This window comes from Pseudoxanthomonas japonensis, assembly GCF_010093445.1.
Classification (GTDB): Bacteria; Pseudomonadota; Gammaproteobacteria; order Xanthomonadales; family Xanthomonadaceae; genus Pseudoxanthomonas_A; species Pseudoxanthomonas_A japonensis.
In genome coordinates, this window is sequence record NZ_PDWW01000019.1 from 46,725 (window position 1) to 72,977 (window position 26,253).

Annotated in this window: 24 protein-coding genes; 15 read left to right on the forward strand and 9 right to left on the reverse strand. The window is 68.1% G+C overall.

Annotation, left to right across the window (positions count from 1 at the left end):
* Window positions 1–3: 3 nt before the first annotated feature.
* Window positions 4–426: a protease inhibitor I42 family protein gene (locus CSC78_RS13095; protein ID WP_162338306.1), complete on the reverse strand. Its 423-nt coding sequence runs from the start codon at window positions 424–426 to the stop codon at window positions 4–6.
* A 69-nt stretch (window positions 427–495) separates the two neighbouring features.
* Here CSC78_RS13095 and queF point away from each other — a divergent pair, with 69 nt between their 5' ends.
* From queF to CSC78_RS13120, 5 genes are all read left to right on the forward strand, one after another.
* Entirely contained in the window at window positions 496–1,314 is an 819-nt protein-coding gene (gene queF / locus CSC78_RS13100) for an NADPH-dependent 7-cyano-7-deazaguanine reductase QueF (RefSeq protein ID WP_162338307.1), read from the forward strand.
* A 107-nt stretch (window positions 1,315–1,421) separates the two neighbouring features.
* A complete protein-coding gene (locus tag CSC78_RS13105; protein ID WP_162338308.1) occupies window positions 1,422–1,721 on the forward strand; it encodes a LysM peptidoglycan-binding domain-containing protein in 300 nt (99 codons plus the stop codon).
* 34 nt (window positions 1,722–1,755) lie between these two features.
* A complete protein-coding gene (locus CSC78_RS13110; protein ID WP_162338309.1) occupies window positions 1,756–2,238 on the forward strand; it encodes a hypothetical protein in 483 nt (160 codons plus the stop codon).
* Between the two features lie 254 nt (window positions 2,239–2,492).
* Window positions 2,493–4,724: an NADP-dependent isocitrate dehydrogenase gene (locus tag CSC78_RS13115; RefSeq protein ID WP_162338310.1), complete on the forward strand. Its 2,232-nt coding sequence runs from the start codon at window positions 2,493–2,495 to the stop codon at window positions 4,722–4,724.
* A gap of 100 nt (window positions 4,725–4,824) precedes the next feature.
* Window positions 4,825–5,172 carry a gamma-glutamylcyclotransferase family protein gene (locus CSC78_RS13120; protein ID WP_162338311.1) on the forward strand — a complete coding sequence of 116 codons (348 nt, stop codon included), beginning with the start codon at window positions 4,825–4,827 and terminating at the stop codon, window positions 5,170–5,172.
* A 95-nt stretch (window positions 5,173–5,267) separates the two neighbouring features.
* On the opposite strand, the gene CSC78_RS13125 is transcribed toward CSC78_RS13120, so the two are convergent.
* Entirely contained in the window at window positions 5,268–5,498 is a 231-nt protein-coding gene (locus CSC78_RS13125; RefSeq protein WP_162338312.1) for a hypothetical protein, read from the reverse strand.
* Between the two features lie 109 nt (window positions 5,499–5,607).
* Here CSC78_RS13125 and CSC78_RS13130 point away from each other — a divergent pair, with 109 nt between their 5' ends.
* The 3 genes from CSC78_RS13130 (at window position 5,608) to CSC78_RS13140 (ending at window position 11,002) form a co-directional block, all read left to right on the forward strand.
* Window positions 5,608–6,486: a LysR substrate-binding domain-containing protein gene (locus tag CSC78_RS13130; RefSeq protein WP_162338313.1), complete on the forward strand. Its 879-nt coding sequence runs from the start codon at window positions 5,608–5,610 to the stop codon at window positions 6,484–6,486.
* A gap of 30 nt (window positions 6,487–6,516) precedes the next feature.
* On the forward strand, window positions 6,517–8,226 hold the full coding sequence (aceK, locus tag CSC78_RS13135) for a bifunctional isocitrate dehydrogenase kinase/phosphatase (protein WP_162338314.1): 1,710 nt from the start codon (window positions 6,517–6,519) through the stop codon (window positions 8,224–8,226).
* A gap of 67 nt (window positions 8,227–8,293) precedes the next feature.
* Complete coding sequence (locus CSC78_RS13140) at window positions 8,294–11,002, forward strand: bifunctional acetate--CoA ligase family protein/GNAT family N-acetyltransferase (protein ID WP_162338315.1); 2,709 nt, start codon at window positions 8,294–8,296, stop codon at window positions 11,000–11,002.
* 339 nt (window positions 11,003–11,341) lie between these two features.
* Here CSC78_RS13140 and CSC78_RS13145 read toward each other — a convergent pair whose 3' ends face one another.
* Window positions 11,342–12,361: an NADP-dependent oxidoreductase gene (locus CSC78_RS13145; protein WP_162338316.1), complete on the reverse strand. Its 1,020-nt coding sequence runs from the start codon at window positions 12,359–12,361 to the stop codon at window positions 11,342–11,344.
* Window positions 12,362–12,507: 146 nt separating this feature from the next.
* Between CSC78_RS13145 and CSC78_RS13150 the strand changes: the two genes are divergently transcribed.
* Together CSC78_RS13150 and CSC78_RS13155 are read left to right on the forward strand one after the other, a co-directional pair.
* A complete protein-coding gene (locus tag CSC78_RS13150) occupies window positions 12,508–13,377 on the forward strand; it encodes a class I SAM-dependent methyltransferase (RefSeq protein ID WP_162338317.1) in 870 nt (289 codons plus the stop codon).
* 61 nt (window positions 13,378–13,438) lie between these two features.
* On the forward strand, window positions 13,439–13,975 hold the full coding sequence (locus CSC78_RS13155) for a pseudouridine synthase (protein WP_162338318.1): 537 nt from the start codon (window positions 13,439–13,441) through the stop codon (window positions 13,973–13,975).
* A 27-nt stretch (window positions 13,976–14,002) separates the two neighbouring features.
* On the opposite strand, the gene CSC78_RS13160 is transcribed toward CSC78_RS13155, so the two are convergent.
* Both CSC78_RS13160 and hrpB read right to left on the reverse strand, forming a co-directional pair.
* Entirely contained in the window at window positions 14,003–14,377 is a 375-nt protein-coding gene (locus CSC78_RS13160) for a hypothetical protein (RefSeq protein WP_238391278.1), read from the reverse strand.
* Window positions 14,378–14,940: 563 nt separating this feature from the next.
* A complete protein-coding gene (gene hrpB, locus CSC78_RS13165) occupies window positions 14,941–17,565 on the reverse strand; it encodes an ATP-dependent helicase HrpB (RefSeq protein WP_162338319.1) in 2,625 nt (874 codons plus the stop codon).
* A 172-nt stretch (window positions 17,566–17,737) separates the two neighbouring features.
* On the opposite strand from hrpB, the gene CSC78_RS13170 reads away from it, so the two are divergent.
* Window positions 17,738–18,535, forward strand: a complete 798-nt coding sequence (locus CSC78_RS13170; RefSeq protein WP_162338320.1) for a TatD family hydrolase — start codon at window positions 17,738–17,740, stop codon at window positions 18,533–18,535.
* A gap of 12 nt (window positions 18,536–18,547) precedes the next feature.
* Here CSC78_RS13170 and CSC78_RS13175 read toward each other — a convergent pair whose 3' ends face one another.
* The 4 genes from CSC78_RS13175 to CSC78_RS13190 form a co-directional block, all read right to left on the reverse strand.
* On the reverse strand, window positions 18,548–19,063 hold the full coding sequence (locus CSC78_RS13175) for a hypothetical protein (RefSeq protein ID WP_162338321.1): 516 nt from the start codon (window positions 19,061–19,063) through the stop codon (window positions 18,548–18,550).
* A 67-nt stretch (window positions 19,064–19,130) separates the two neighbouring features.
* A complete protein-coding gene (gene panE / locus CSC78_RS13180) occupies window positions 19,131–20,060 on the reverse strand; it encodes a 2-dehydropantoate 2-reductase (protein ID WP_162338322.1) in 930 nt (309 codons plus the stop codon).
* Complete coding sequence (locus tag CSC78_RS13185; protein WP_162338323.1) at window positions 20,060–20,830, reverse strand: ABC transporter permease; 771 nt, start codon at window positions 20,828–20,830, stop codon at window positions 20,060–20,062. The genes panE and CSC78_RS13185 overlap by 1 nt, the downstream gene beginning before the upstream one ends.
* Window positions 20,827–21,795 (reverse strand): ABC transporter ATP-binding protein, encoded by a 969-nt coding sequence (locus tag CSC78_RS13190; protein WP_162338324.1) that lies wholly within the window; start codon window positions 21,793–21,795, stop codon window positions 20,827–20,829. Before CSC78_RS13190 ends, CSC78_RS13185 begins: the two co-directional genes overlap by 4 nt.
* Window positions 21,796–21,893: 98 nt before the next feature.
* Between CSC78_RS13190 and CSC78_RS13195 the strand changes: the two genes are divergently transcribed.
* The 4 genes from CSC78_RS13195 to CSC78_RS13210 all read left to right on the forward strand — a co-directional run bounded on the left by CSC78_RS13195 (window position 21,894) and on the right by CSC78_RS13210 (window position 26,249).
* Window positions 21,894–22,646: a ferredoxin--NADP reductase gene (locus tag CSC78_RS13195; protein WP_162338325.1), complete on the forward strand. Its 753-nt coding sequence runs from the start codon at window positions 21,894–21,896 to the stop codon at window positions 22,644–22,646.
* 130 nt (window positions 22,647–22,776) lie between these two features.
* A complete protein-coding gene (locus CSC78_RS13200; RefSeq protein WP_162338326.1) occupies window positions 22,777–24,282 on the forward strand; it encodes an alpha/beta fold hydrolase in 1,506 nt (501 codons plus the stop codon).
* 42 nt (window positions 24,283–24,324) lie between these two features.
* Complete coding sequence (locus CSC78_RS13205; RefSeq protein WP_162338327.1) at window positions 24,325–25,071, forward strand: ABC transporter ATP-binding protein; 747 nt, start codon at window positions 24,325–24,327, stop codon at window positions 25,069–25,071.
* A complete protein-coding gene (locus CSC78_RS13210; protein ID WP_162338328.1) occupies window positions 25,068–26,249 on the forward strand; it encodes an ABC transporter permease in 1,182 nt (393 codons plus the stop codon). The genes CSC78_RS13205 and CSC78_RS13210 overlap by 4 nt, the downstream gene beginning before the upstream one ends.
* The last annotated feature ends 4 nt before the right edge of the window (window positions 26,250–26,253 follow it).

The following is a 26,253-nucleotide window of genomic DNA, read 5'->3' on the forward strand; positions in this document are numbered from 1 at the left end:
CGATCAGCGAACGACGACGCGGTACTCCACCACCTCCACCGGCGGCACGGTCTCCCACGAGCGCCGATACTCCATCCGTACCGTCGCCTCGCCCGGCTTGTCCGCACGGAACCACCAGCGGGCCATCGACGATGCGCCGGGCATCGGTGGTTGCGTGTCCATCGGCGGCGGCGTGGCCGGACCGGTGGTCCGCGACAGCACGGGCGTGCCGTCCGAGGTGAATTCCCACTGGTAGCCGGTGCTGGCGTTGGACATCAGCGCGATCTCCAGCACCTGACCCACGCGCATCGACACCGGTCCTTCGCCATGGGGCCGGACCAAGCCATCGTCCGGCAAGGTCGCCGGCGGTGGACCACCGCCGCTGGCGGGGTCGCTGGCGCAGGCCGACAGCAGCACGAACAGGCCGGGCAGCAGCAGTGATCGCATGGTCGCGTCCTCTCGGGAGACGCCGCCGTTATACACCCCGGCTTTAGGGCCCGTCCGTAAAATGGCGGCATGAACAACACCCCCCAGGATTCCTCGCTGGGTCGCGAGGTCGCGTATCCCGCGCACTACGACCCGACCCTGCTGTTCCCCATCCCGCGCCAGGGCGCGCGCGACGAGATCGGCATCGCCGCCGATGCCCTGCCCTTCATCGGACACGACCGCTGGCACGGCTACGAGCTGAGCTGGCTGGACGCCCGCGGCAAGCCACGCGTGGCGACCGCCACACTGACCGTGCCCTGCACGTCACCCTGCCTGATCGAATCGAAGTCCCTCAAGCTCTACCTCAACTCGCTCAACAGCACGCGCTTCAACAGCGATGCCGCCGTGCTGGAACGCATCGCCACCGACCTGTCGGCGCGCGCCGGGGCGGACGTGCAGGTGGTGTTCGGTCTGCCGCCGATGGCGGAGACGCCGGAAGGCGAGTCGATCGACGGACTGGATGTGGAAATCGACCATTACGGTCCGCCGCGTGCCGAGTTCCTGGCCGCCGATCCGGAAGAGAGCGTCGAGGAAGTGCTGTCGTCCGAACTGCTGAAGTCCAACTGCCCGGTCACCGGCCAGCCGGACTGGGCGACCGTCATGATCCATTACCGCGGCCCGCGCATCGACCGCGTGGAATTGCTGCGCTATCTGGTCAGCTTCCGCGACCACGCCGAGTTCCATGAGCAGTGCGTCGAACGGATTTTTCACGATCTGCTGGCGCACTGCCGCCCGACCTCACTGTCGGTCGAGGCGCGCTACACGCGTCGCGGTGGCTTGGACATCAATCCGTGGCGCGCGACGGCTGACATGAATGTCCCGCTCATGAAGCGCGACCTGCGCCAATAAAGTTACTCAGGTAACAATAGATCCGTTTCACGCGCGCGCTATGGATTCTTAACAGGGCGCGTGCAACGCTTTGCGCATCCCACAGCCCGCCAGGAAGGGTGGATGCAATGAGTACAGAAAAGAAGGCCGACTTCTCGGACGTTACAGCCAAGGTGGATTCCACTGCCGAGAAGGCTGCGGACTTCTCCGACGTCACTGCACGTGTCGACAGCACTGCTGAGATCATCGGCGAGCAGAGCTACACCATCGAAAAGGGCGACACGCTTTCCAAGATCGCTAAGACGCACTACGGCAGCGCCAATGCGTGGAAGCAGATCTTCGAAGCCAATCGCGACACGATCGACGACCCCGACCGCATTTTCCCGGGGCAGGTCATCAAGCTGCCGCCCAAGCCTGCCGACGCCTGATCGCCTCTTCACCTCATCCACAAGGATCGAACCCATGAAGCACAACCGCATTTCATACGCTCTGGCCGCCGCGCTCGTCGGCACCGTCGCGCTCGCCGGCTGCAAGAAGAAGGAAGAACCCGTTGTCGCGCCGCCGGCCGCCGTTGAGCCGGCACCCGCACCGGCTGAACCCGTACCTGCCCCGATGCCGGTCAGCGCTACCAGCGTCACCGTCGGCAATACGGCCGCCGCCGACAAGTCCGTGGCTGCTGTGGGCATGTTCGGCGTGAAGGACAAGATCATCGTGTCGGTGAAGACCGATGCGGCGACGCCGGCCAATGCCGCGATCGACGCCAAGCTGACGTTCCAGGATGGCCAAGTAGCCGCTCAGCAGACCGCTAATGTAGTCGCCGGCGGTGCCGACACCACCAACATCGAGTTCACCAAGGCGACCAACTGGCCTGCCGGCAAGTACAAGGTCGACGTGACCTTGAACGGCCAGCCGGTTGGCATGACGCAGGAAATCGAAGTCAAGTAATCCCGCAAGACCAAGGCTCTCTCCCACGTGTGTGGGGCAAGCTCGGGCGTGGAGCGATCCACGCCCGCTTTTTTTGCGCGTGATCCGCCGCCGGATCGTTCCCTCTGCACACAAGGCGACGGCGACCCTGTCCCGGGACAGGAAGGCAGCGGAGGCTGCCGCCATCCATACCCCCTCGTTTTGCCCTGCGTGCGATGGCGCGCGACAATGGCGCGCTGAATTCCCATCGCCCCTTGTCGAGAGTCCTGATCCCCATGTCGGATACGCCCCGCATCATCTACACCCTCACCGATGAAGCCCCGTTCCTCGCCACCCAGTCGCTGCTGCCGATCGTTGAAGCGTTCACCGCGCCGGCCGGCATCGCCGTGGAGACCCGCGACATCTCGCTGGCCGGCCGCCTGCTCTCGCAGTTCCCGGAATACCTGAGCGACGCGCAGAAGATCAGCGACGACCTGGCCGAGCTGGGCCAGCTGGCGACGCAGCCGGAAGCCAACATCATCAAGCTGCCCAACATCAGCGCCTCGGTGCCGCAGCTGAAGGCCGCCATCAAGGAACTGCAGGCGCAGGGTTATCCATTGCCGGACTACCCGGACGAGCCGAAGGACGACAGGGAGAAGGACGCCAAGGCGCGATACGACAAGGTCAAGGGCAGCGCGGTGAACCCGGTGCTGCGCGAAGGCAACTCCGATCGCCGCGCGCCGCTGTCGGTGAAGAACTATGCCCGCAAGCATCCGCACCGCATGGGCGCGTGGAGCGCCGACTCGAAGTCGCACGTCGCCCACATGGCCGCCGGTGACTTCTTCGGCAGCGAGCAGTCGGCCACGCTGGCCAACGACGGCGCGCTGAAGATCGAACTCGTCGCCAACGACGGCACGGTTACCGTGCTGAAGGACAAGGTGAAGGTGAAGGCCGGCGAGATCGTCGACGCCGCCTCGATGAGCCGCAAGGCGCTGGCCGCGTTCGTCGCCGCCGAGATCGCCGATGCCAAGGCCAAGGGCGTGCTGTTCTCGCTGCACCTCAAGGCCACGATGATGAAGGTCTCCGACCCCATCATGTTCGGTGTGGTGGTCAACGAGTACTACAAGGCCGCGCTGGCCAAGTATGCGGCCGTGCTGGAACAGATCGGCTTCGACGCCAACAACGGCATCGGTGACCTGTACGCACGCCTCGGCACGCTGCCGGCCGACCAGCAGGAAGCCATCAAGGCCGATCTGCAGGCCGTCTACGCCGACAGCGCCGCCGTGGCGATGGTGAACTCCGACAAGGGCATCACCAACCTGCACGTGCCGAGCGACGTGATCGTCGATGCCTCGATGCCGGCGATGATCCGCGACTCCGGCAAGATGTGGAACGCCGACGGCAAGCTGCAGGACACCAAGGCCGTCATCCCGGACCGCTGCTACGCCGGCATCTACCAGGCGGTGATCGACGACTGCCGTGCGAACGGTGCGTTCGACCCGGCCACCATGGGCAGCGTGCCCAACGTCGGCCTGATGGCGCAGAAGGCCGAGGAATACGGCAGCCACGACAAGACCTTCCAGATCCCGGCCGACGGCACCGTGCGCGTCACCGACGACGCCGGCAAGGTCGTGTTCGAGCAGAAGGTCGAGGCCGGCGACATCTGGCGCATGTGCCAGACCAAGGACGCGCCGATCCAGGACTGGGTGAAGCTGGCCGTCGGCCGCGCGCGCCTGAGCAAAACGCCGGCGATCTTCTGGCTGGACAAGGACCGTGCGCACGATGCGCAGGTGATCGCCAAGGTCGAGCAGTATCTGAAGGACTACACCATCGATGCGCTGGACATCCGCATCCTGCCGCCGGTCGAGGCGATGAAGGTGTCGCTGGAGCGCACCCGCAAGGGCGAGGACACCATCTCGGTGACCGGCAACGTGCTGCGCGACTACCTGACCGACCTGTTCCCGATCATGGAGCTGGGCACCAGCGCGAAGATGCTGTCGATCGTACCGCTGATGGCCGGTGGCGGCCTGTTCGAGACGGGCGCCGGCGGCTCCGCGCCGAAGCACGTGCAGCAGTTCCTGGAAGAGGACTACCTGCGCTGGGATTCGCTGGGCGAGTTCCTCGCGTTGGCGGCATCACTGGAGCACCTGGGCCAGCGCTACCTCAACACGCCGGCCAAGGTGCTGGCCAACGCGCTGGACGTGGCCAACGGCCGCATCCTCGACGAGAACCGCTCGCCCGCGCGCAAGGTCGGCGAACTCGACAACCGTGGCAGCCATTTCTACCTGGCCCTGTACTGGGCGCAGGCGCTCGCCGCGCAGGACGAGAACGCGGAACTGAAGGCGAAGTTCGCGCCGCTGGCGAAGGCGCTGGCCGACAACGAAGCCACCATCCTCGGCGAGTTGAACGGCGCACAGGGCAAGGCGCTCGACATCGGCGGTTACTACCACCCCGATCTGGCGAAGACCGCCGCCGCGATGCGTCCCAGCAAGACGTTCAACGACGCATTGGCGACGCTGTCGGCCTGACGCTGATTGCTTTGCTGCCGACTCCAACGCCCGGTCTCGTGCCGGGCGTTGTGTTTTCGGCGACCATCGTGCGTGCCGCCGCTATCCGATGCCTCCCGCCATGACCGACGCCACCGACATCCTGCTGTTCTCCTACGGCACCCTGCAGCTGGAAAGCGTGCAGCTCTCCTCGTTCGGCCGCCGGCTCGACGGCGAACCCGATGCGATGACCGGATACGCGCGGACGATGGTGGAGATCACCGATCCCGACGTGCTCGCCGCCAGCGGCGAACGCTTCCATCCCATCGTCAGTCCCAGCGGTGATCCGTCCGATGAAGTCGGCGGTACCGTGTTCCGCATCACCGCCGACGAACTCGCCGCGGCGGACCGCTACGAAGTCGCCGACTACACGCGGGTGCAGGTACGCCTGAAATCCGGGCGCGACGCCTGGGTCTACGTGAAGGCCTGACCCCCTCGCCACAGAAGTTGTGGGAGCGACGTCAGTCGCGATGAACCGCCGCGGTGGCCGATCGCGACTGACGTCGCTCCCACGTCGGCCTGCGCTCAGCGGAACAACGACAACGACGTCATCGCGCGCAGGCGGCGCTCGCCCAGCCGCTGCACCGCGCGCTGGTGCCTGGCCTTGCCCGCCGCGTCATGGACATGGTGACGGCGCTCTCCCTGTGCCTGCGCCGCGTCGTCGAGTGAGTGCGCGACATGGCCTTGCAGGAACAACATGCCCTGGCTCATGCCAGCCAGCTGCTGCCACCACTGCTTCCTGGTTTCGGTCTGCATGGGACTGCTCCGTTGCGCCGGTGTCCGGCTTGAAGGACTCCCAAGGTAGGCGCATGATCTGCCCTGAAAAAGCGAAAGCTCCGCAACCCAGCCTTGAGGTGCATTCAAGATGAGTCGGCTGCCGCTGGACCAGGTGGACGCCTTCGTCCCCGCCGCCCGCCTGCGCAACCTGACGCGTGCGGCCGAGGCCATGCACCTCACCGTCAGTGCGTTGAGCCATCGCATGCGGCTGCTGGAGCAGCGGCTGGGCCACAAGCTGCTGGCGCGCGGCCCGCGCGGCGTGGAACTGACGCCGGACGGCCAGCGCCTGTTCGATGCGATCTCCGGCCCGCTCGACACCATCGAGCACGCACTGCGGCGCGCCACGCTGCGCAACGACCACACCGTGACGCTCAGCCTGATCCCATCGATGGCCACCGCCTGGCTCGTGCCGCGACTGCCGGCGTTCCTCGCGGCGCATCCCGAGCTGGGCCTCAACCTGCAGTCGAGCACGCACGTCGTCGACTTCGAGCGCGAGCCGGTCGACCTCGCGCTGCGCCTCGGTGGCGGCCGCTGGCCGAACGTGCACGCCGAGTTCCTCTTCCACGAATGGATCACGCCGGTGGCCAGCCCTGCGCTGGTGAAGCAGCATGGCAAGCCGGCGCCGGACCAGATGACGAAGCTGCCGCTGCTCGGCGACCCGGCCAACCGCTGGAAGGACTGGTTCGAGCATTTCGGCGGCCAACCGCCCGCGCGTTACGTCGCCCAGTTCGACGACACCGAGACGCTGCACCAGGCCGCGGCGCAGGGCGTCGGTGTGGCGCTGGCGCGCTGGACGCTGGCCGAGCCGCTGGTAAAGGCCGGCCGGCTGGTGGCGCTGACGAAGAAGCGGCTGCAGGCCGACTTCGCGCACTACCTCGTCTATCCAGAGCGCAGCCTCTCGCACCCCGGCTTCGGCAAGGTGCGCGCCTGGCTGCTGGAACAGGCCGGCATCGCGGTGGAGCGATGACTCCAGCGCGTGCCGGCTAACATCGGTCGCATGGTCCACGACGATGCCATCGCCCGCCTGATCCACGACGCCTTCGCGGACTACCACGCGCGATTCGCGGAGATCACGCAGCGCGCGAAAGGCCGGTTCGAAACGATGGACTGGGCCGGCGCGCGTGCCGACGCCGTCGAACGCATCGAGCTGTACGACCAGTGCATCGCCGAATGCGCGCTGCGCCTGCAGTCGGCGCTGCTGGGCCAAGCCCACGACCGGACGCTATGGGTCACCGCACGGGCAGCGTTCGAGACGCTGGTCGCGGGGCAGATCGACCGCGAGTTGTACAAGACGTTCTACAACACGCTCTGCCGCCGTTTCCTGCGCATCCGCGGCGTGGACCCGGCGCTGGAGTTCGTGGCGCTGGACGTCGAACCCACCGATGCGATCACCCATCCGGTCGCGCGCCACAGCTATGCCGTGTCCGAGCAGCGCCCGACGGATACGTTCGCGCGCGTGCTCGGCGATTACGGGTTCGACGTGCCCTATGCCCACCGCACCCGCTGCGCCGCGGCCATCGCCGTGCGCCTGCAGGACGACCTGGCGCACTGGGGCGCGAATCCCGTCCGCGGCATCGAACTGCTGGACACGGTGTTCTACCGCGAGCGCCGCGCCTACCTGGTGGGCCGTGTGTTCGGCGAACACCGGTTCTCGCCCTGCGTCATCGCCCTGGTCAACGACGGTGGCCAGCTGAAGGCAGAAGCGGTGCTGACCCATCGCGGCGACGTGGCGCACCTGTTCGGTACCTCGCGCAGCTACTTCCACGCCGACCTGTCGACGGTCGGCGATGCGGTGGTGTTCCTGCGTTCGCTGCTGCCGGGCAAGCCGATCGACGAGATCTACACCGTGCTCGGCCGCGCCAAGCAGGGCAAGACCGAGCGCTACCGCACCTTCTTCCATCACTTCCGTGCGCAGCCGGACGAGCGTCTGGTGCATGCCGAGGGCACGCCCGGCATGGTGATGGCGGTGTTCACCCTGCCCAGCTATCCGCTGGTGTTCAAGGTGATCCGCGACCGCTTCGCCTACCCGAAGGCGATGAGCCGGCAGGATGTCGAGGACAAGTACGACCTGGTGTTCCACCTCGACCGCGTCGGCCGGCTGCTGGACACGCAGGCGTTCCGCTTCCTGCGCTTCCCGCGCGCGCGCTTCTCGCCCGAGCTGCTGTGGGAACTGCGCGAAAGCTGCGGGCAGAGCCTCAGCGAGGACGGCGACGACCTGGTGATCCACCTCTGCTACGTGCAGCGGCGTCTGCGCCCGTTGAACCTGTACCTGCGCGAGCAGAAGGCCGAGGCCGCACGCACCGCCGCGCTCGACTACGGCCAGGCGATCAAGGACATGGCGCGCAACAACATCTTCCCGGGCGACATGCTGCTGAAGAACTTCGGCGTGTCGCGCCGCGGCCGCGTGGTGTTCTACGACTACGACGAACTGCGGCTGGTCGCCGACTGCCGCTTCCGCGACTGGCCGCAACCGACCACGTACGAGGAGCAGATGGCCGATGGCCCGTGGTTCCACGTGGATGCCGGCGACGTCTTCCCCGAACGCTTCCCGCAGTTCCTCGGCCTTCCCGATGCGCAGGCGAAAGCGTTGAAAGCCGCACATGGCGACCTGTTCCGGCCGGCGTGGTGGCGCGACCTCCAGTCGCATCTCGCCGCCGGCGAATACCCGGATACTGCCCCGTATCCGGATGCGTTGAAGCTGGCGTGATGGCGCGCATGCGGACGCAACGCGCGTCGCGCTACCCTTGCCGGCATCCGGAGGACGCTGTCCCGTCATGAGCACGTACCGTCTCGATTCCATCTTCCGGCCTCGCGCCGTCGCGGTGGTGGGCAGCCAGTCGCGGCCGCGCTCGGTCGGCCGTGCGGTGATCGAAAACCTGCTGGCGGCCGGCTTCGACGGAAACATCGGACTGGTGAACAAGCATCCGACGCCGATGGACGGCGTGACGACCGTGCGCCAGCTTCGCGACCTGCCATGGACACCGGACCTGGTGGTCATCGCTACGCCCGCGGCGACCGTGCCGCAGCTCGCCGCGGAAGCCGCAGAGAAAGGCGCCGGTGCCGTGGTCGTGCTGACCGCGGCGATGGGCAGCGGTCCGGGCTCGCCCGCGGCGCAGCTCGAAACCCTGACGCGCGAAAAGGGCCTGCGCGTGCTCGGGCCGAACTGCCTGGGCGTGATCGCGCCGCATGCACGCCTCAACGCCAGCCTCGCCAGCCGCTTCCCGAAGGCCGGCGACCTCGCGCTGATCTCGCAGTCGGGTGCCATCTCCGGCGGCCTGGTCGAATGGAGCATGAGCCAGCCGGTCGGCTTCTCGGCCGTCGTGTCGCTGGGCGATGCGCTGGATGTCGACTTCGCCGACCTGCTGGACTACTTCGCGACGGACCATCGCACGCGCGCGATCCTGCTGTACGTGGAAGCCATCCACGACGCCCGCAAGTTCATGTCGGCCGCGCGTGCGGCGGCGCGCACGAAGCCGGTCGTCGTGGTGAAGTCAGGGCACAGCGGTCGCGCCCAGGTCACGCCCGCCGGCAGCACGCACACCCAGAACCTGGCGCGTCCGAATACGGTCTACGGCGCCGCGTTCCGCCGTGCCGGCCTGCTGCGCGTGCGTTCGCTGCACGAACTGTTCGCCGCCGCGCGCACGCTGGGCCAGGTGCGGCCCTTCCAGGGCCGTCGCCTGGCGATCCTCACCAACGGCGGCGGCGTCGGCGCGCTGTCGGTCGATCACCTGTACGAACAGGGCGGCACGCTGGCGACGCTGTCGGACACCACCCGCGATGCGCTGGACCGCATCCTGCCCGTGGGCTGGTCGCGCACCAATCCGGTCGACCTGCTGACCGACATCGACGCCGACCGCTATGCCGCCACGATCGAGGCGCTGCTCGCCGATCCGGAGAACGACGCACTGCTCGCGGTCAACGTGCCGACCGTGCTGTCGTCCTCGTCGGAAGCCGCGCATGCGGTCACCCGGGTGCTGTCGCAGCGGCCCGCGCACGGCGCGCGCAAGCCGGTCTTCACCGTCTGGCTGGGCAACGACCCGCAAGCCGAAGCGGTACTCGATGCTGCGCAGATCCCACGCTATCCGAACGAATCCGACGCGGTCGCCGGCTTCATGCATCTGGTCCGCCATCGCGAGGTGCAGGCCGCGCTGATGGAGACGCCGCCCAGCCTGCCGGAGGACTTCAGTCCGGACCTCGCCACCGCACGCAGGCTGGTCGATGCCGCACTGGACGCCGGACAGACCTGGCTGGATCCCCTCGCCACCACGCAGCTGCTCGCCGCCTACGGCATCCCGATGGCGCCGGTATGGCGCGCGGTCGATCCCGACGATGCGGCGCGCATCGCCGCGCCCTTGCTGGCCGAAGGCGCGACGGTGGCGGTGAAGATCCTGTCGCCCGATATCCCGCACAAGTCCGACGTCGACGGCGTGCGCCTCAACCTGCCCAACGCGAACGCCGTCCGCGAGGCGGCGGCGGCCATCCTGCGGCGCGCGCGCGAACGCCGGCCGGACGCGCGCATCGAAGGCGTGCTGGTGCAGCCCACGCTGCTGCGGCCGAAGGCGCGCGAACTGATCGCCGGTATCGCCGACGATCCGGTATTCGGCCCGGTCATCGCGTTCGGGCGTGGCGGCACGGCGGTCGAGGTCATCAACGACCAGGCCGTCGCCCTCCCGCCATTGGACCTGCGGCTGGCGCACGAGCTGATCGCACGCACCCGCGTCTCGCGCGTGCTGAAGGCGTACCGCGACGTGCCGGCGGCCGACGAGCGCGCGGTCGCGCTGGTGCTGGTGAAGCTGGCGCAGCTGGCCGCCGACATTCCGGAGATCCAGCAGCTCGACATCAATCCACTGTTGGCCGACCGCGACGGCGTGGTCGCGGTCGACGCGCGCATCGCGGTGGCGCGCGGTCGCGCGCTGCACAAGGGCCGCGGCCATCCCCGCTTCGCGATCTTCCCGTATCCGACCGAGTGGGAGCGCACGATCCTGCTCGGCGACGGCCAACCCGCGCTGGTGCGCCCGGTGCGGCCGGAGGACGACGCGATGTTCCGCGCGTTCTTCACCCACATCACCGACGAAGACCTGCGCCTGCGCTTCTTCCAGTCGGTGCGCCATTTCAGCCACGAGTTCATCGCCCGCCTGACCCAGCTGGACTACGCCCGCTCGATCGCGCTGGTGGCGGTGCATCCGGGCACGCACGAGATGCTCGGCGCAGTGCGCCTGCACGCCGACGCCAACTACGAAACCGGCGAGTACGGCATCCTGGTGCGCTCGGACCTCAAGGGCCACGGCATCGGCTGGAAACTGATGCAGATCATGATCGAGTACGCACAGCGGCTGGGCCTGAAGACGATCGAAGGTCAGGTGCTGCGTGAGAACCGCACCATGCTGGCCATGTGCGAGAGCCTGGGCTTCCGGGTCAAGCTGGATCCCGACGATCCCACGCTGATGCATGTCAGCCTGCCGGTGCCTCCCAACGCGCGATAGTTGGCCCGTCATTCCCGCGAAGGCGGGAACCCAGTGCCTTCGCTTCCGTACGTTCAAGTCGCTGGGTCCCCGCCTTCGCGGGGACGAAGGTCTACAGCTTCACCATCACCTTGCCGAAGTTCTCCCCGCGCAACAGGCCGATCAGTGTGCGCGGCGCGTTCTCCAGCCCGTCGAACACATCCTCGCGCCAGCGGATCTTTCCTTCCGCCAACCAGCCGCCCGTCTCATACAGGAGCTGCGGATACCGCGTTTTCCGTCATTCCCGCGCAGGCGGGAACCCAGTGCCTTCGCCTTCGCGCGTTCAAGTCGCTGGGTCCCCGCCTTCGCGGGGATGACGGGCTAAAGCTTCACCACCACCTTGCCGAAGTTCTCCCCGCGCAGCAGGCCGATCAGCGCGCGCGGTGCGTTCTCCAGGCCATCGACGAGATCCTCGCGCCAGCGGATCTTCCCGTCCGCCAGCCAACCACCCATCTCACGCAGGAACTGCGGATACAACGCGATAAAGTCGTGCTGGATGAAACCGCGCACCGTCAGGTGGCGGGTGAGGATCTGGCTCATCAGCCAGGCCATGCGATCGGGCCCTGCCGGCAACGCCTTGTCGTTGTAATGCGCGACCAGCCCGCAGACCGGAATGCGGGCGAAATCGTTGAGCAGCGGCACCACCGCATCGAACACCGCGCCACCGACATTCTCGAAGTAGACATCGATACCGTCCGGACAGGCCGCACGCAGCTGCGCGGCGAAGTCCGGCGCGCGATGGTCCAGCGCGACGTCGAAGCCGAGTTCGTCCCGCAGGTAGGCGCGCTTCTGCTCGCCGCCGGCGATGCCGACCGTGCGCGCGCCCTGCAGTTTCGCGATCTGGCCGACGGTCGCGCCGACCGGCCCGCTGGCGGCGGCGACCACGACGGTTTCGCCGGGCTTGGGTTGGCCGATCTCATGCAGGCCCACGTAGGCGGTGAACCCGGGCATGCCGTAGACGCCCAGTGCGGTGGTCAGTGGCGCGACGTTCGCGTCCAGCTTGCGCTTCAACGTCCGCCCGTCAGCGACGGCATGCGTCTGCCAGCCGCCATGCGCCAGCACGACGTCGCCGACCCGCAGATCGGGATGGCGCGATTCGATCACCTCCGACACCGTGCCGCCGTCCATCACCTCACCGATCTCCACCGGCTTCGCGTAGGAGCGCCCGGCATTCATGCGCCCACGCATGTATGGGTCCAGCGACAGGTAGCGGTTGCGCAGCAGCACCTGGCCATCGGCGGGCGCGGGCAGCGGCGCGTGCTCCAGGCGGAAATTCTCTGCGGTCGGCTCGCCCTGCGGCCGCGCCGCCAGCACGATACGGGTGTTGCGGTCGTCGTTCATGGCGAAGCGGTTCCCGGTGCGTGGATGCGGCGAGTCTAGCGACCATGCGGGAGGATGCGGTGAAGCGTGTCCTGCGTGCGGCGACCGCCATGCCGCCTGAACAAGACGCGTGCTAGGCTCCGCGCACCTTTCTGGAGGGCTTTCCGATGACGATCCGCATGGTCCCGCTTTCCCTGGCGCTGCTCGCCGCCCTCGCCGCGTCGCAGCCGACGATGGCCGCAACACCGGCGACGCCGGCCAAGGCATCGCCCACCCTGCCCGCCGCCGACGCCGCGGCGCTCGATGCCGTCCTGAAAGGCGACTGGCGCAGTGCGGAGAACACCGCGCGCGATGTCTATCGCCACCCGAAGGAAACGCTGGCCTTCTTCGGCGTGAAGCCGACGCAGACCGTGGTGGAGATCACGCCCGGTGGCGGCTGGTATGCGGAGGTGCTGGGCCCTTACCTGAAGAAGAGCGGCCACTACGTCGCCGCCGTGGTCGACCCGGCGTCCGCGTCCGAGAAGAGCCGCGGCTACTACCAGCGCAGCGTGGATGGCCTGCAGAAGAAATTCACCGACGGTCCGGCGCAGTTCGACAAGGCCAAGATGGTGAAGTACGACCCCGCCAAGCCGGTATTCGGCGCGGCCGACTCGGCCGATGTGGTGCTGACCTTCCGCAACGTGCACAACTGGCGCAGCGCCAACCAGGCCGAAGGCATGTTCAAGGGCTTCTTCGCGGTGCTGAAGCCGGGCGGCGTGCTGGGTGTGGTGGAGCACCGCGCCAACCAGGACGTCGCGGCCGACGACAAGACCGGCTATGTCGGCGAAGCGCAGGTGATTGCGATGGCCGAGGCCGCGGGTTTCCGGCTGGACGGGAAGAGCGAGATCAACGCCAATCCGAAGGACACGAAGGATCATCCGAACGGCGTGTGGACGCTGCCGCCGTCCAACAACCACCCGGAAGCCGACCGCGCGAAGTATCAGGCCATCGGCGAAAGCGACCGCATGACGCTGCGGTTCGTGAAGCCGCACCACTGATCCTGCGCAGCTGGATATGCCGCGATCCTCACCGGGTCGCGGCGTTGCAGTCCGCCGCCCCATGCTCATCGCGTTCAACAAGCCGTTCAACGTGCTTTGCCAGTTCACCGACCGGAGCGAGCCGCCGCGGCGCACGCTGGCCGAGTTCGGCCTGCCGCCGCGCGTGTACGCCGCCGGCCGGCTGGATTACGACAGCGAGGGCCTGCTGCTGTTGACGGACGACGGCGCTTTGGCGAACCGGCTGACCGATCCGCGCCACAAGCAGCCGAAAACCTATTGGGTGCAGGTGGAAGGCACGCCGACAGACGAGCAACTGGATCGGCTGCGGCGTGGCGTGGCGTTGAACGACGGGCCGACGCGGCCCGCGCGGGTGGAGCCGCTGGAGCCCGCACCGACCCTGTGGCCACGTGATCCGCCGGTCCGCTTCCGCAAGTCCGTGCCCGACGCCTGGTTGTCGATGACGATCACCGAAGGACGCAACCGCCAGGTCCGGCGGATGACCGCAGCCGTCGGCCTGCCGACGCTGCGGCTGGTGCGGGTCGCCATGGGCGATACCCGATTGGGCGACCTCGCGCCCGGTGCCTGGCGCGCGCTCTGACGAGGCGCACCGGCCGGTAGCGGGCGATCAGCTCTCGGTGGAACGGGCCGTACTGCGCGGCTTGCGCGGCGTGCCGGTCTTGCGCGCGGTGGATGCCTTGCCGTTGACCTTGCGGGCTTCCACGCGGCGCGACTTGCCTTCGATCGCACCGGTCGCCTGACCCTGCTTGCGCTTGCGGTAGGCCACCAGCGCAAGCAGGCCCACGCCGATGCCCGTCGCCACCGCCACGGCCGGATTGCGCCGCACGAAGTTCACCGCGAGCTTCCCGCCTGTCTTGGCGACGCCCAGCGCCGCCCCCGTCTGCAACAACTTGTCCGCGCTCGGCACGGCGTGCTTGAGGCTGGTGCCGGCCTGGCTCGCCAGTTCCAGTGCACGGTCGGTGATGGTGGTCAGCTTGCTCATGGGTCTTCCCTGGAAGAAGTGGGTAGGCCGCCAGTGTCTTGGCGGTGGTGTTTACGCGGCGTTAGTTCGGCGCCCCGCACCTGAACGGCAGCGTAGCCCGCGCGTCCATGGATCGTCGGACCGCGCCGAGTGGAACCTCCCCGCGACGTGAAGCATGCGCCGCCGCCGCGGCAGGCGATAACGAAACGTCAGGTGCCTCGGGGCTTCGCCCGATGCGTAGCCTGCGCGCTCCATGGAGCGTCGGGCCGCGCCGAGTGGAACCTCCCCGCGACGTGAAGCATGCGCCGCCGCCGCGGCAGGCGAAAACGAAACGTCAGGTCCCACGGGGCTTCGCCCGATGCGTAGCCTGGGCGCTCCACGGATCGTCGGGCCGCGCCGAGTGGAACCTCCCCGCGACGTGAAGCATGCGCCGCCGCCGCGGCAGGCGATAACAAAACGTCAGGTGCCGCGGGGCTTCGCCCGATGCGTAGCCTGCGCGCTCCACGGATCGTCGGGCCGCGCCGAGTGGAACCTCCCCGCGACGTGAAGCATGCGCCGCCGCCGCGGCAGGCGATAACGAAACGTCAGGTGCCGCGGGGCTTCGCCCGATGCGTAGCCTGCGCGCTCCACGGATCGTCGGGCCACGGATGCTTCGGATACCGCCCCTTCATTTCCTTCTTAACCTCGGCATAGGTCGAGTTCCAAAAGTTGCGCAGGTCGGAGGTCACCTGCAGCGGCTTGCCGCCGGGCGACAGCAGATGCAGCAGCAGCGGCACGCGGCCATCGGCGACGCGCGGGGTGTCGGCCAGGCCGAACAGCTCCTGCAGCTTCACCGCCAGCACCGGCGGCTGGCCATGCGCGTAGTCGATGCGGCGCTCCATGCCGGACGGCACGGTGATGCGGGTCGGCGCCAGCTGGTCGATGCGTTGGCGCAGCGACCATTCCATGCCGGACTTCAGCGTGTTCGCCAGGTCGTCCTCGCCCAGCGCGTCGAGCCGGGTCTTGCCGGCGAATGCGGGCTTCAGCCAGTCGTCGAGCGTGGCCATCAGCGCGTCGTCCGACAGGTCGGGCAGGCCGAGGTCCGGCATCCACTCGCGCAGGCAGCGCACGCGTTCGCGCCACTGCTGCAGCGATTCTGGCCAGGACAGCGCCTCCAGTCCGAGGTCGCGCACCGCGTCGGTCAGCGCCGCGGCAGCGAGCGCGGGATCGACGCGGCCCGCGGGACGCGCGTCGAACACGATCTGGTCGAAGCGCGATTCGCGCTGGGCGGACAGCGCACGCCGCGCCGCGTCCCAGCGCACGGTGTCTTCGGTGACGAAGCGGTCGGCAAAATCGCGGCGCAGGCGTCGTTCGTCCACCGGCGCGCCGCGCTGCACCAGCGCGTCGCGGTTCTCGTGGCGCAGCTCGCTGACGACGATCCACGGTTCGCCGACCAGCGCGCTGTCGTCGAACAGCCGCGCACTGCGCCCGTTCGCCAGCAGGTAGCGACGCGCGTCCTGCGGATGCTGGAAGCCGATGCGGTCCGGGAAGGCGTGCATCAGCACGTCGCCCAAGCGATGCGCTTCAACGGACGATGGCGGCGCTGCGTTCTCACGTACGCGGCGGCGCCACTGCTTCGCGGCGGCGTCGATCGCGGCCAGGCCCGAACGGTTCGCGTCCTGCGGTGCGCGGCCATTGCGGAACGCCGCCAGCGCACGCCAGCGCACGGCCAGCGCATCGCCTCCCATCCGCAGCGGATCGCGTGCTTCGACCAGCGCGGCGAGATCGCAGGCGAGCGCAAGGTCCTCGCCCTCGCCCGCTGACAGCAGCATCGCGGCCAGGCGCGGATGCGTGCCCAATGCAAGCATGCGCTTGCCCAGCGGCGTGATGGCATTCGTCGTCGTCAGCGCGCCAAGACGGCGCAGCAGGTCGCGGGCTGCGTTCATGGCACCCGGCGGCGGTGCGTCGACGAAGCGCAATGCGTCGCTGCCCCACGCGGCCAGTTCCAGCGCCAGCGCCCCGAGTTCGACCAGCGCGATCTCCGGGCGGCGTTGCGGGTCCAACCGCTGCGACTGCGGCCACAGGCGATAGGCCCAGCCATCGGCAACACGACCAGCACGACCGGCGCGCTGGTCGGCAGAGGCCTGCGAAATCGTGGTGATTTCCAACCGGGAAAAGCCGCTGTTCGGATCGTAGGACGGCTCGCGCGCCAAGCCGCTGTCGACCACCACGCGTACGCCAGGCAGGGTCACCGACGACTCGGCCACGTTGGTCGCCAGCACCACGCGGCGCCGGCCCTGCGGATCGGGCTGCAATGCTTCGGACTGTTTCTCCACGGGCAGGTCGCCGTGCAGGGCCAGCACCACGATGTCGTCCTTTCTTTCTCCCGCCGGGAGAAGGTGCCCAGCGGACGGACGAGGGGCGGGCGAAGCCATGTTGCCCGTCCCACCGCGACCTTCGTCGCCCCTCACCCCAACCCCTCTCCCGTCGGGAGAGGGGCTCAGCATCGCCTCCACGCGCACAATCTCGCGCTGGCCCGGCAGGAACACCAGTACGTCGCCGGGATGCTGTGCGAGGGCGTGTTCGATCGCACGCTTCGCATGCAGTTCCACCGGCTCGTCCCGATCGCCCTGAGCCTGTCGAAGGGCACGGCGTGCCGGGAAGTGCGCCACCTGCACCGGAAAGCCGCGGCCCTCGCTGCTCAGCCGTGGCGCATCGAGGAAGCGCGCCAGCTTCTCGCCATCGAGCGTGGCCGACATGACGACCAGGCGCAGGTCCTCGCGCAGCTGCGCCTGTACGTCCAATGCCAGTGCCAGGCCGAGATCGCCGGCGAGATGGCGTTCGTGGAATTCGTCGAACAGGATCGCACCGACGTCCTCGAGCATCGGGTCGTCCTGGATCATCCGCGTCAGGATGCCTTCGGTGACGACCTCGATTCGCGTGTCGGGACCTACCTTGTTCTCGAAGCGGATGCGGTAGCCCACCGTGCCGCCCACGGTTTCGCCACGCTGCTTCGCCATGAATCCGGCGGCCGCGCGCGCGGCCACGCGGCGCGGTTCCAGCATCACGATCTTGCGGTCCTGCAGCCACGGCTGGTCCAGCAGCGCCAGCGGTACCTGCGTGGTCTTGCCCGCGCCGGGCGGCGCTTCCAGCACCAGGCGCGTGTGCTCGGACAGGCTGCGGACGATGTCCGGCAGCAGCGGGGTGATCGGGAACGTGGGCGACGGCATGCGGGGGAAGGATAAAGCCTGCCGTGCCTCTGTAGGAGCGACGTGAGTCGCGACCGCACGGCTTGCGTGACGGTAGTTCCGGGAGATTTCCGATGGATTCGGGCTTTTCGTTTTCGCGGTCGCGACTCACGTCGCTCCTACAACAGCACACGCCAGGGCTTAAAATACCGCCATGGATCTCATCGACATCGGCGCCAACCTCACCCACGAAAGCTTCGACCACGACCGCAACGCCGTGCTGCAGCGCGCGCGTGAGGCCGGCGTGGTGCAGCAGGTGGTCACGGGCGCCAGCCGCGATCACTCGCCGACCGCGCTGCGGCTGGCGCAGGCGCATGCAGGCGAGCTGTTCGCCACCGCCGGCGTGCACCCCCACCACGCCACCGAATACACCGACGAATGCGATGCCGAAATGCGTGCGCTGCATGCGCACCCGGAAGTCGTGGCCGTGGGCGAATGCGGGCTGGACTACTTCCGCGATTTCTCGCCACGTCCCGCGCAGCGCAAGGCGTTCGAACGCCAGTTGCAGATCGCGGTCGATACCGGCAAGCCGCTGTTCCTGCACCAGCGCGACGCACACGACGACTTCGTGGCGATGATGAAGAACTTCGACGGCAAGCTGGGTCCGGCCGTGGTGCACTGTTTCACCGGCACGAAGAAGGAACTGTTCGACTGCCTCGACCAGGACTGGCATATCGGCATCACCGGCTGGCTGTGCGACGAACGCCGCGGCCTGCACCTGCGCGAACTGGTGAAGAACATCCCGGCCAACCGGCTGATGATCGAGACCGACGCGCCCTACCTGCTGCCGCGCACGGTCAAGCCGCAGCCCTCGCACCGGCGCAACGAGCCGATGTACCTCGCCCACATCGTCGCCGAGCTGGCGCGCGACCGCGGCGAAGACATCGAGGTCACCGCCGCCGCCACGACGGCGACGGCGCGTGCGTTCTTCCGGCTGCCGGCGGCCGGCTGAGGCCCGGCGCGCTCACTCGACCTTGCTGTCCTCGGACTTGGCCTGCTGCATGGCCTCGGGTTCGAGCTCTTCCGCACTGCGGTTGAGGTGGACGAACACGCCCCACGCCACCAGCAGCAGAGCGGCCGAGCCGCCGATCGCGATGACATAAGGCAGCTGGCGCGGATCCTCGTGCATCAGTTCGAACGTCGCGACCAGCGTCTCGATCGACAGCGCGATGACGATGACGACCAGGAAGCGCGACAGGTAACGGCGCACGCGGGTGGGTCCGCTGACCTTGACGTCGCGTTGCACCTCTTCCTCGAACACGGTTTGCGCCAGCTCCAGCGCCACCAGCCCGATGGTCAGCATGCCGATGCTCTCGAGGATGTTGTCGAAGCGGCCGCGCAGGCCGACGTCGCTGCCGGCGATCACGACGCCATGCCAGAGTTCGCTCGCGGCCAGCACGATCAGCGCGACGGCGGCGACGAAGAACAGGGCGATGATGGCCAGGTGGCCGACGAGGAAGATCTTGTGCAGGTGCTTCATGGCTGCGCCACCGGAAAGCTGGCACAGGATGGAGGCACGCGGCGTCAGGGCCGCGTGAAAGCCGGCATCACGCGGCGCGCTGCGCTTCGTAAGCCTGCAGGTGCACCCAGGCAGCCTGCAGGCGCGGCACATCGACGCCGTGCGCGTGCGCGCGATGCACCATGTCGCCGACGATGTGCGCGGCTTCGACGCGCTGGCCGGACTCCAGATCGCGCAGCATCGAGGCCTTCATCGGCGAGCCGGCGGCAGTCAGCGTGTCGCGCGCGGACGCCTGCGCGGCGGCCGGTATCGGCTGGCCCGAGGCCGCGGCGATGGCCAGGCATTCGTCGTGCAGTCCGGCCATGAACGCGACGCCATCCTCACCCGCCACGATCTCGCCGATCGGCGCGCGCATCAGGCACGTGCCAGCCGCGAGGGCCGTGAGGAAGCTGTACTTCACCCATTGCGCCTGCGCGATGTCGGGCGTGTGCGCGTGATCGACGCCCGCCTGCGTGCAGGCGGCGGCCAATGCCTGCAGGCGAGTATCCGGCGACTGGCCGGTGCGTTCGCCGAACGTCATCGACGCCGGCTTGCCCAGGTGCAGGATCTCGCCATCGGCACCCAGCGTGGCACTGATGAAGCACAGGCCGCCCAGGATCTTGTCGAAACCGAAGCGTGCATCCAGCGCTTCGTAGTGGCGCAGGCCATTGAGCAGCGGCAGCACGGCAGCCCCGGACGCCACGGCCGGTGCAATGGCATCCATCGCGCTGTCCAGGTCGTACGCCTTGCAGCTCAGCAGCACCAGGTCGAACGGCACGACGGCCGACAGGTCGTCCGCGGTCAACACCTGCACCGCTACGTCGGCGTCGCCCAGCGGACTGCGAAGGCGCAATCCACGCTCACGCAGCAGTGCCGCGCGCGCGGGACGCACCAGGAAGCTGACGTCGATGCCGGCCTGTGCCAGGCGACCGCCGAAATAGCCGCCGGTTCCGCCGGCGCCGAGCACGAGCAGCCGCATCAGCTGCGCAGCCCCACGCCCTTCTTCAACAGCCACAGACCCAGCGCGGCCAGGCCGAATACGAACGCCAGCATCAGCGCGTAGGCGATCCACAGCGGGACGTCGCTGGTGCCGAGCAGGCCGTAGCGGAAGGCGTTGACCATGTAGAAGATCGGGTTGGCGTGGGTCAGGGCTTCGGCCCACGGCGGCAGCAGCTTGACCGAATAGAACACGCCGCCCAGGTAGGTCAGCGGGGTCAGGATGAAGGTCGGCACGATGGCGATGTCGTCGAACTTCTTCGCGTAGGCGGCGTTGACGAAGCCGGCCAGCGAGAAGATCGTCGCGCCGAGCAGCACGGTGGTGATGGTCACCAGCGGGTGCGGTATGCGCACCTTGGTGAAGCACATCGCGATGACCAGCACGATGGCGCCGACCATCAGGCCACGCAGCACGGCACCGGCCACATAGCCAAGCAGGATCACCCAGTTCGGCATCGGGCTGACCAGCAGTTCCTCGACATGGCGGCCGAACTTGGCGCCGAAGAACGAGGACGAGATGTTGCCGTAGCTGTTCTGGATGATGCTCATCATCACCAGGCCCGGCACGATGAACTCCATGTAGCTGTAGCCGCCCATGTCGCCGATCCGGCTGCCGATCAGACCGCCGAAGATCAGGAAGTACAGCGTCATGGTGATGGCCGGCGGCACCAGGGTCTGGCCCCAGATGCGCAGGATGCGCGCGACTTCGCGACGGACGATGGTGCCCAGCGCGACCAGGTTGGGATGACTCATGCCGCCTTCTCCTTGGCGCCGTCGCCGTTGCCGGTCATGCGCACGAACAGTTCCTCCAGCCGGTTGCTCTTGGTGCGCATCGAGCGCACGCGGATGCCCGCGTCGTTGAGCGCGGCGAATACGCGGTTGAGGTCCATCGCGCGCGGCATGTCCAGGTCCAGCGTGTGCGTGTCGGTGGCGACGAGGGTGGTGCCCTCGATCACCGGCAGCTGCGCCGGCAGGTCGCCGTCGATGTCGAACAGGAAGCCTTCCACGTCCAGCTTGGCCAGCAGCGCGCGCATCGGGCCCTGCTCGACGATCACGCCGCGGTCGATGATGGCCAGGTTGCGGCAGAGGCTCTCGGCCTCTTCCAGGTAATGCGTGGTGAGGATGATCGTGGTGCCGGCGGCGTTGATGTCCTTCAGCGTCTTCCACATGCCGCGGCGGATTTCGATGTCGACGCCGGCGGTGGGCTCGTCCAGGATCAGCAGCCTGGGCCGGGTCATCATGGCGCGGGCGATCATCAGCCGGCGCTTCATGCCACCGGACAGCGTGCGGCTCATGACGTTGGCCTTCTCCCACAGCTGCGCGCGCTTGAGTTCCTCTTCGGCGCGCACCAGCGCCTCGGCGCGCGGGATGCCGTAGAACCCCGCGTAGTTCACGCAGATGTCGAGCGGCTTCTCGAACATGTTGAAGTTGATTTCCTGCGGCACCAGGCCCAGCAGGCGCATCGCGCCGTCGCGGTCGCGGTCGATGTCCACGCCGAACACGCCGACCTGGCCGCTGCTCTTGTTGACCAGCGAGCTGACGATGCCGATCAGGGTGGACTTGCCGGCGCCGTTGGGGCCGAGCAGGGCGAAGAAATCGCCGGGTTCGACCTGCAGCGACACGCCCTTGAGGGCCTGCACGCCGGTGTCGTAGACCTTGCGCAGGTCGGTGATGGCCAGCGCGGGGGGTGCGGCGGAGGCCGCGGAAGGAGACGCCATGGGAGCCTTGCGATGCGCGCGGGGCGCGGTGGGAGGGCGAGCGCTTATTATAGGCGTCCCACCGGGCCCGCCCCGGGCCACACAGTGTTCCAGCCGCTTTGGCCATCGCTCCCTTTCCCCTGAAGCTCGTCGGCCGCCGCATGCTGGCGCCCAGCGTGGGCCACTACAGCTTCGTGCGCGACGATGGCCAGCCGCTGGACTTCATCCCCGGCCAGTTCATCCAGGTGCATTTCAGCTACGCGGACGGCACGGCCACCAAGCGCAGCTATTCGCTGGCCACGATCCACGACCATGCGATGGGACCGGGCGAAGCGGTCGAGATCGCGGTCAGCTACGTGCCCGGTGGCGCGGCGACCGCGCTGTTCGAGGGCCTGCCGGAAGGCGGCCATGTCGAGGCCAGCGGTCCGTTCGGCCGCTTCTGCCTGATGCCGGGCGACCGCAACGCCCGCTACCTGCTGATCGCCACCGGCACCGGCGTGACGCCCTACCGCTCGATGCTGCCGCAGCTGGAAGCGCTGATGGCCGAGCGCGGCGTCGAGGTCGTGCTGCTGCAGGGCGCACGCACACCGACCGAGCTGCTGTACGGCGACGATTTCCGCGCTTTCGCCGACGCGCATCCGGGCTTCCGCTACGTGCCCTGCCTGTCGCGCGAACTGCCGGCCGATCCGCATCCCGACGTCCGCCAGGGCTACGTGCAGCAGCACCTGGCCGAATTCGCACCCGATGCCGCGCGCGATATCGCCTACCTGTGCGGCAATCCCGACATGGTCGATGCCTGCTTCGACGCGCTGAAAGGACATGGGCTTCCGATTCCGCAGATCCGGCGCGAAAAGTACGTTTCAAGCAAATAAGTCGAGCTGCCCTGCCCGACTGGCGATGCCGGGCCTGCCGGCGCTTTCGTGCTCCGTACAGATCGTTGGTCACATCCGTCCCGCTGCATCGTCATGGCATGCTGGGACCCGCCTCCAACGGAACTGATACATGGCACTTCTTCATCGATCACTCGCAACCGCGCTCGGCGCGCTGCTGCTGGCAGGCTGCAATGGCACCGCCACCGGCCCCGACCAGCAGGCGGTGCGCCATTACGGCGACATCGCCTTCAAGCCCTGCACGCTGACCGCGCCCTACCTGACGACGACGGTGGAAGCGCAATGCGCGACCTACGACGTCGCCGAGGACCCGGCGAAACCCGAGGGCCGCAAGGTCGCCTTGAACATCGCGTGGCTGCCAGCCACCAACGAAGGCGCGGCGACCGAGGACCCGGTGTTCTTCCTGGCCGGTGGTCCGGGCCAGGCGGCGGTACAGGTCTGGCCGGTCATCGACGCGGCGTTCCGCGAGGTACGCAAGTCGCGGCACATCGTGCTGGTCGACCAGCGCGGCACCGGCAAGTCGAACCCGCTGGCCTGCAAGGATGACGAAGGCCGCAACGCCTACAGCGACCCGGAAGACCTGAGCGAGGAAGCGGCCGTCGCGTTCGCGCGCGACTGCGCCGCGTCGCTGCAGGCCGATCCGCGCTTCTACACCACCACCGATGCCGTGCGCGACCTGGACAGCGTGCGCAAGGCGCTGGGTGCGGCGAAGATCAACCTGGTCGGCGGCTCGTACGGCACGCGCGTCGCGCAGCAGTACGCCATGCGACATCCCGACAGCACCCGCGCTGTGGTGATCGACGGCGTGGTGCCGAACGAACTGGTGCTGGGCAGCGAGCATGCGCGCAACCTGGACGCTGCGCTGGCACTGCAGTTCCAGCGCTGCCAGGCGACGCCGACGTGCAAGGCGCGCTTCGGCGACGACCTGCGCGGGCAGCTGCGCGCATTGATGACGCGCCTGGCCGCAGCACCTGTGCAGACCGACTACCGCGATCCGTCGACCGGCGAGCTGGTCAGCGGCGAAGCGACGGCCGGTGCGGTCGCCGGCATCACCCGCATGTACTCGTACTACCCGCAGGGCGCCGCCCTGCTGCCGCTGGTCCTCAACGAAGCGCAGCAGGGCCGCTACGGTTCGCTGATGTCGCTGTCGAAGATGCTGGAAACGCAGGTCGGCGACCAGTTCATGCACGGCATGCAGCTGTCGGTGATCTGCGCCGAGGATGCGGACCTGCTGAAGGCCGATCCCGGTGATACCGACACGGTGCTGGGCAGCATGCTGGGAGACACCCTGAAGGCGCAATGCGGTGCGTGGCCCACCGGCAAGCGTCCTGCCGACTTCCACACCGCATGGACATCGGACATTCCCACCCTGATCACGTCGGGCGAGCTGGACCCGGTCACGCCGCCGCGCTACGGCGAGCAGGTGCTGAAGACGCTGTCCGCCGGCCGCCACCTGACGCTGAAGGGCCAGGGCCACGGCACGTTCGCCGTCGGCTGCATGCCCAAGCTGCTGGGCCGCTTCCTGGAGACCGCGAACGCCAAGGATCTGGATGCGACCTGCCTCGACAGCCTGGACTACGTACCGCCCTTCACCAGCTTCAACGGCTGGGAGCCGTGAGCCGCGCACCGCGCGCCCGCCACTTTCAATGGACATGACCGAATGATCATCGCCAACGACCTGCACAAGTCCTTCAAGACCAAGACCGGAACGGTCACCGCCGTGGACGGCGTCAGCTTCACCGCCCACGACGGCCAGATCACCGGCCTGCTCGGCCCCAACGGCGCCGGCAAGACCACCACCATGCGCATGCTCTACACGCTGATGACGCCCGACCGCGGCGAAGTGCGCGTGGATGGCCTGGATAGCGCCCGCGATCCGGTCGCCGTGCGTCGCGCGCTGGGCGTGCTGCCCGACGCCCGCGGTGTCTACAAGCGCCTGACCGCGCGCGAGAACATCGCCTACTTCGGCGAGCTGCACGGGCTGTCGTCCAAGCAGATCGCCGAACGCACGAAAGCGTTGTCCGAGGCACTGGACATGGGCGACATCCTCGACCGCCAGACCGAAGGCTTCAGCCAGGGCCAGCGCACCAAGACCGCGATCGCGCGTGCGCTGGTGCACGACCCGCGCAACGTCATCCTCGACGAGCCCACCAACGGCCTGGACGTGATGACCACGCGCGCGATGCGCGGCTTCCTGCGCCAGCTGCGCGAGGAAGGCCGCTGCGTGATCTTCTCCAGCCACATCATGCAGGAGGTTGCCGCGCTGTGTGACCGCATCGTCATCATCGCCAAGGGCACGGTGGTCGCCGCAGGTACTGCCGACGAACTGCGTGCGCAGGCGGGCGAGGACAACCTGGAGGATGCCTTCGTCAAGGTGATCGGGTCGGAGGAGGGCCTGCTGGCATGAACATGTTCCGTACCGTCTTTACGGTGATGCGCAAGGAACTGCGCGACCTGTCGCGCGACCGCCGCACGCTGGCGCTGGCTCTGTTCCTCGGCCCGCTGCTGTATCCCGCGCTGATGCTGGGCATGGGCTATCTGACCGAGAACCGCATCCGCACCCAGGTCGACAAGACGCTGGAGATTCCGATGGTGGGCGCCGAACATGCGCCGAACCTGGTCAAGTTCCTCGCCACCAACGGCATCACCGCCGGCAAGGCACCGGACAACCTGGATGCCGCGATCCGCTCGCAGGAGATCGACGTGGCGCTGCGTATCGATCCCGCGTACGCCGAGGACTGGCGCAACGGCCGTCCCGCACTGGTCGAGATCCTGCGCGACAGCACGCGCCGCGATGCCGACATCCCCACCCAACGCGTCAACGCCGCGTTGTCCGCGTACAGCCAGCAGGTCGGCGCGCTGCGCCTGCTCGCGCGTGGTGTGGATGCGTCGGTCGCGCGGCCCGTGAACGTGGGTATGCAGGACCTGGCCACGCCGGAAGCGAAGCAGGGCATGCTGTTGTCGATACTGCTGCCCTACCTGCTGATCCTGACGTCCTTCATCGGCGGCGCCTACCTGATCCTGGATGCCACCGCGGGCGAACGCGAGCGGCAATCGCTGGAGCCCTTGCTGGCCACGCCGGCGCCACGCAGCGCCGTGGTCAGCGGCAAGATCGCCGCCGCCTGCGTGATCGGCCTGGCCACACTGCTGCTGACGCTGCTCGCATTCAAGTTCAGTGCGCAGTTCGCGGGCACGCTGGGCCGTCAGTTGAACGTGTCGTTCCTCTCGATGGGCAAGATGCTGCTGATCCTGCTGCCGATGCTGTTCATCGGCACCTCGTTGCTGACCTATCTCGCGGCCTCGGCCAAGAGCATGAAGGAAGCGCAGAGCCACATGACCTGGCTGATGCTGTTGCCGATGATCCCGACGTTCGCGCTGATGGCCAATCCGCTGAAGAGCCAGCCCTGGCAGTTCGCCGTGCCGTTCCTGGCGCAGAACCAGCTGCTGCTGAAGGTCATCCGCAACGAGTACATCGGTCCGCAGACCTGGGGCATCTACATCGCTGCGGCATTCGGCGTGGCGGCATTGCTGTGGTTCGCGGCCGTGCGCCGCTACCACCAGGAGAAATTGGCCATCGCGGGCTGATCGT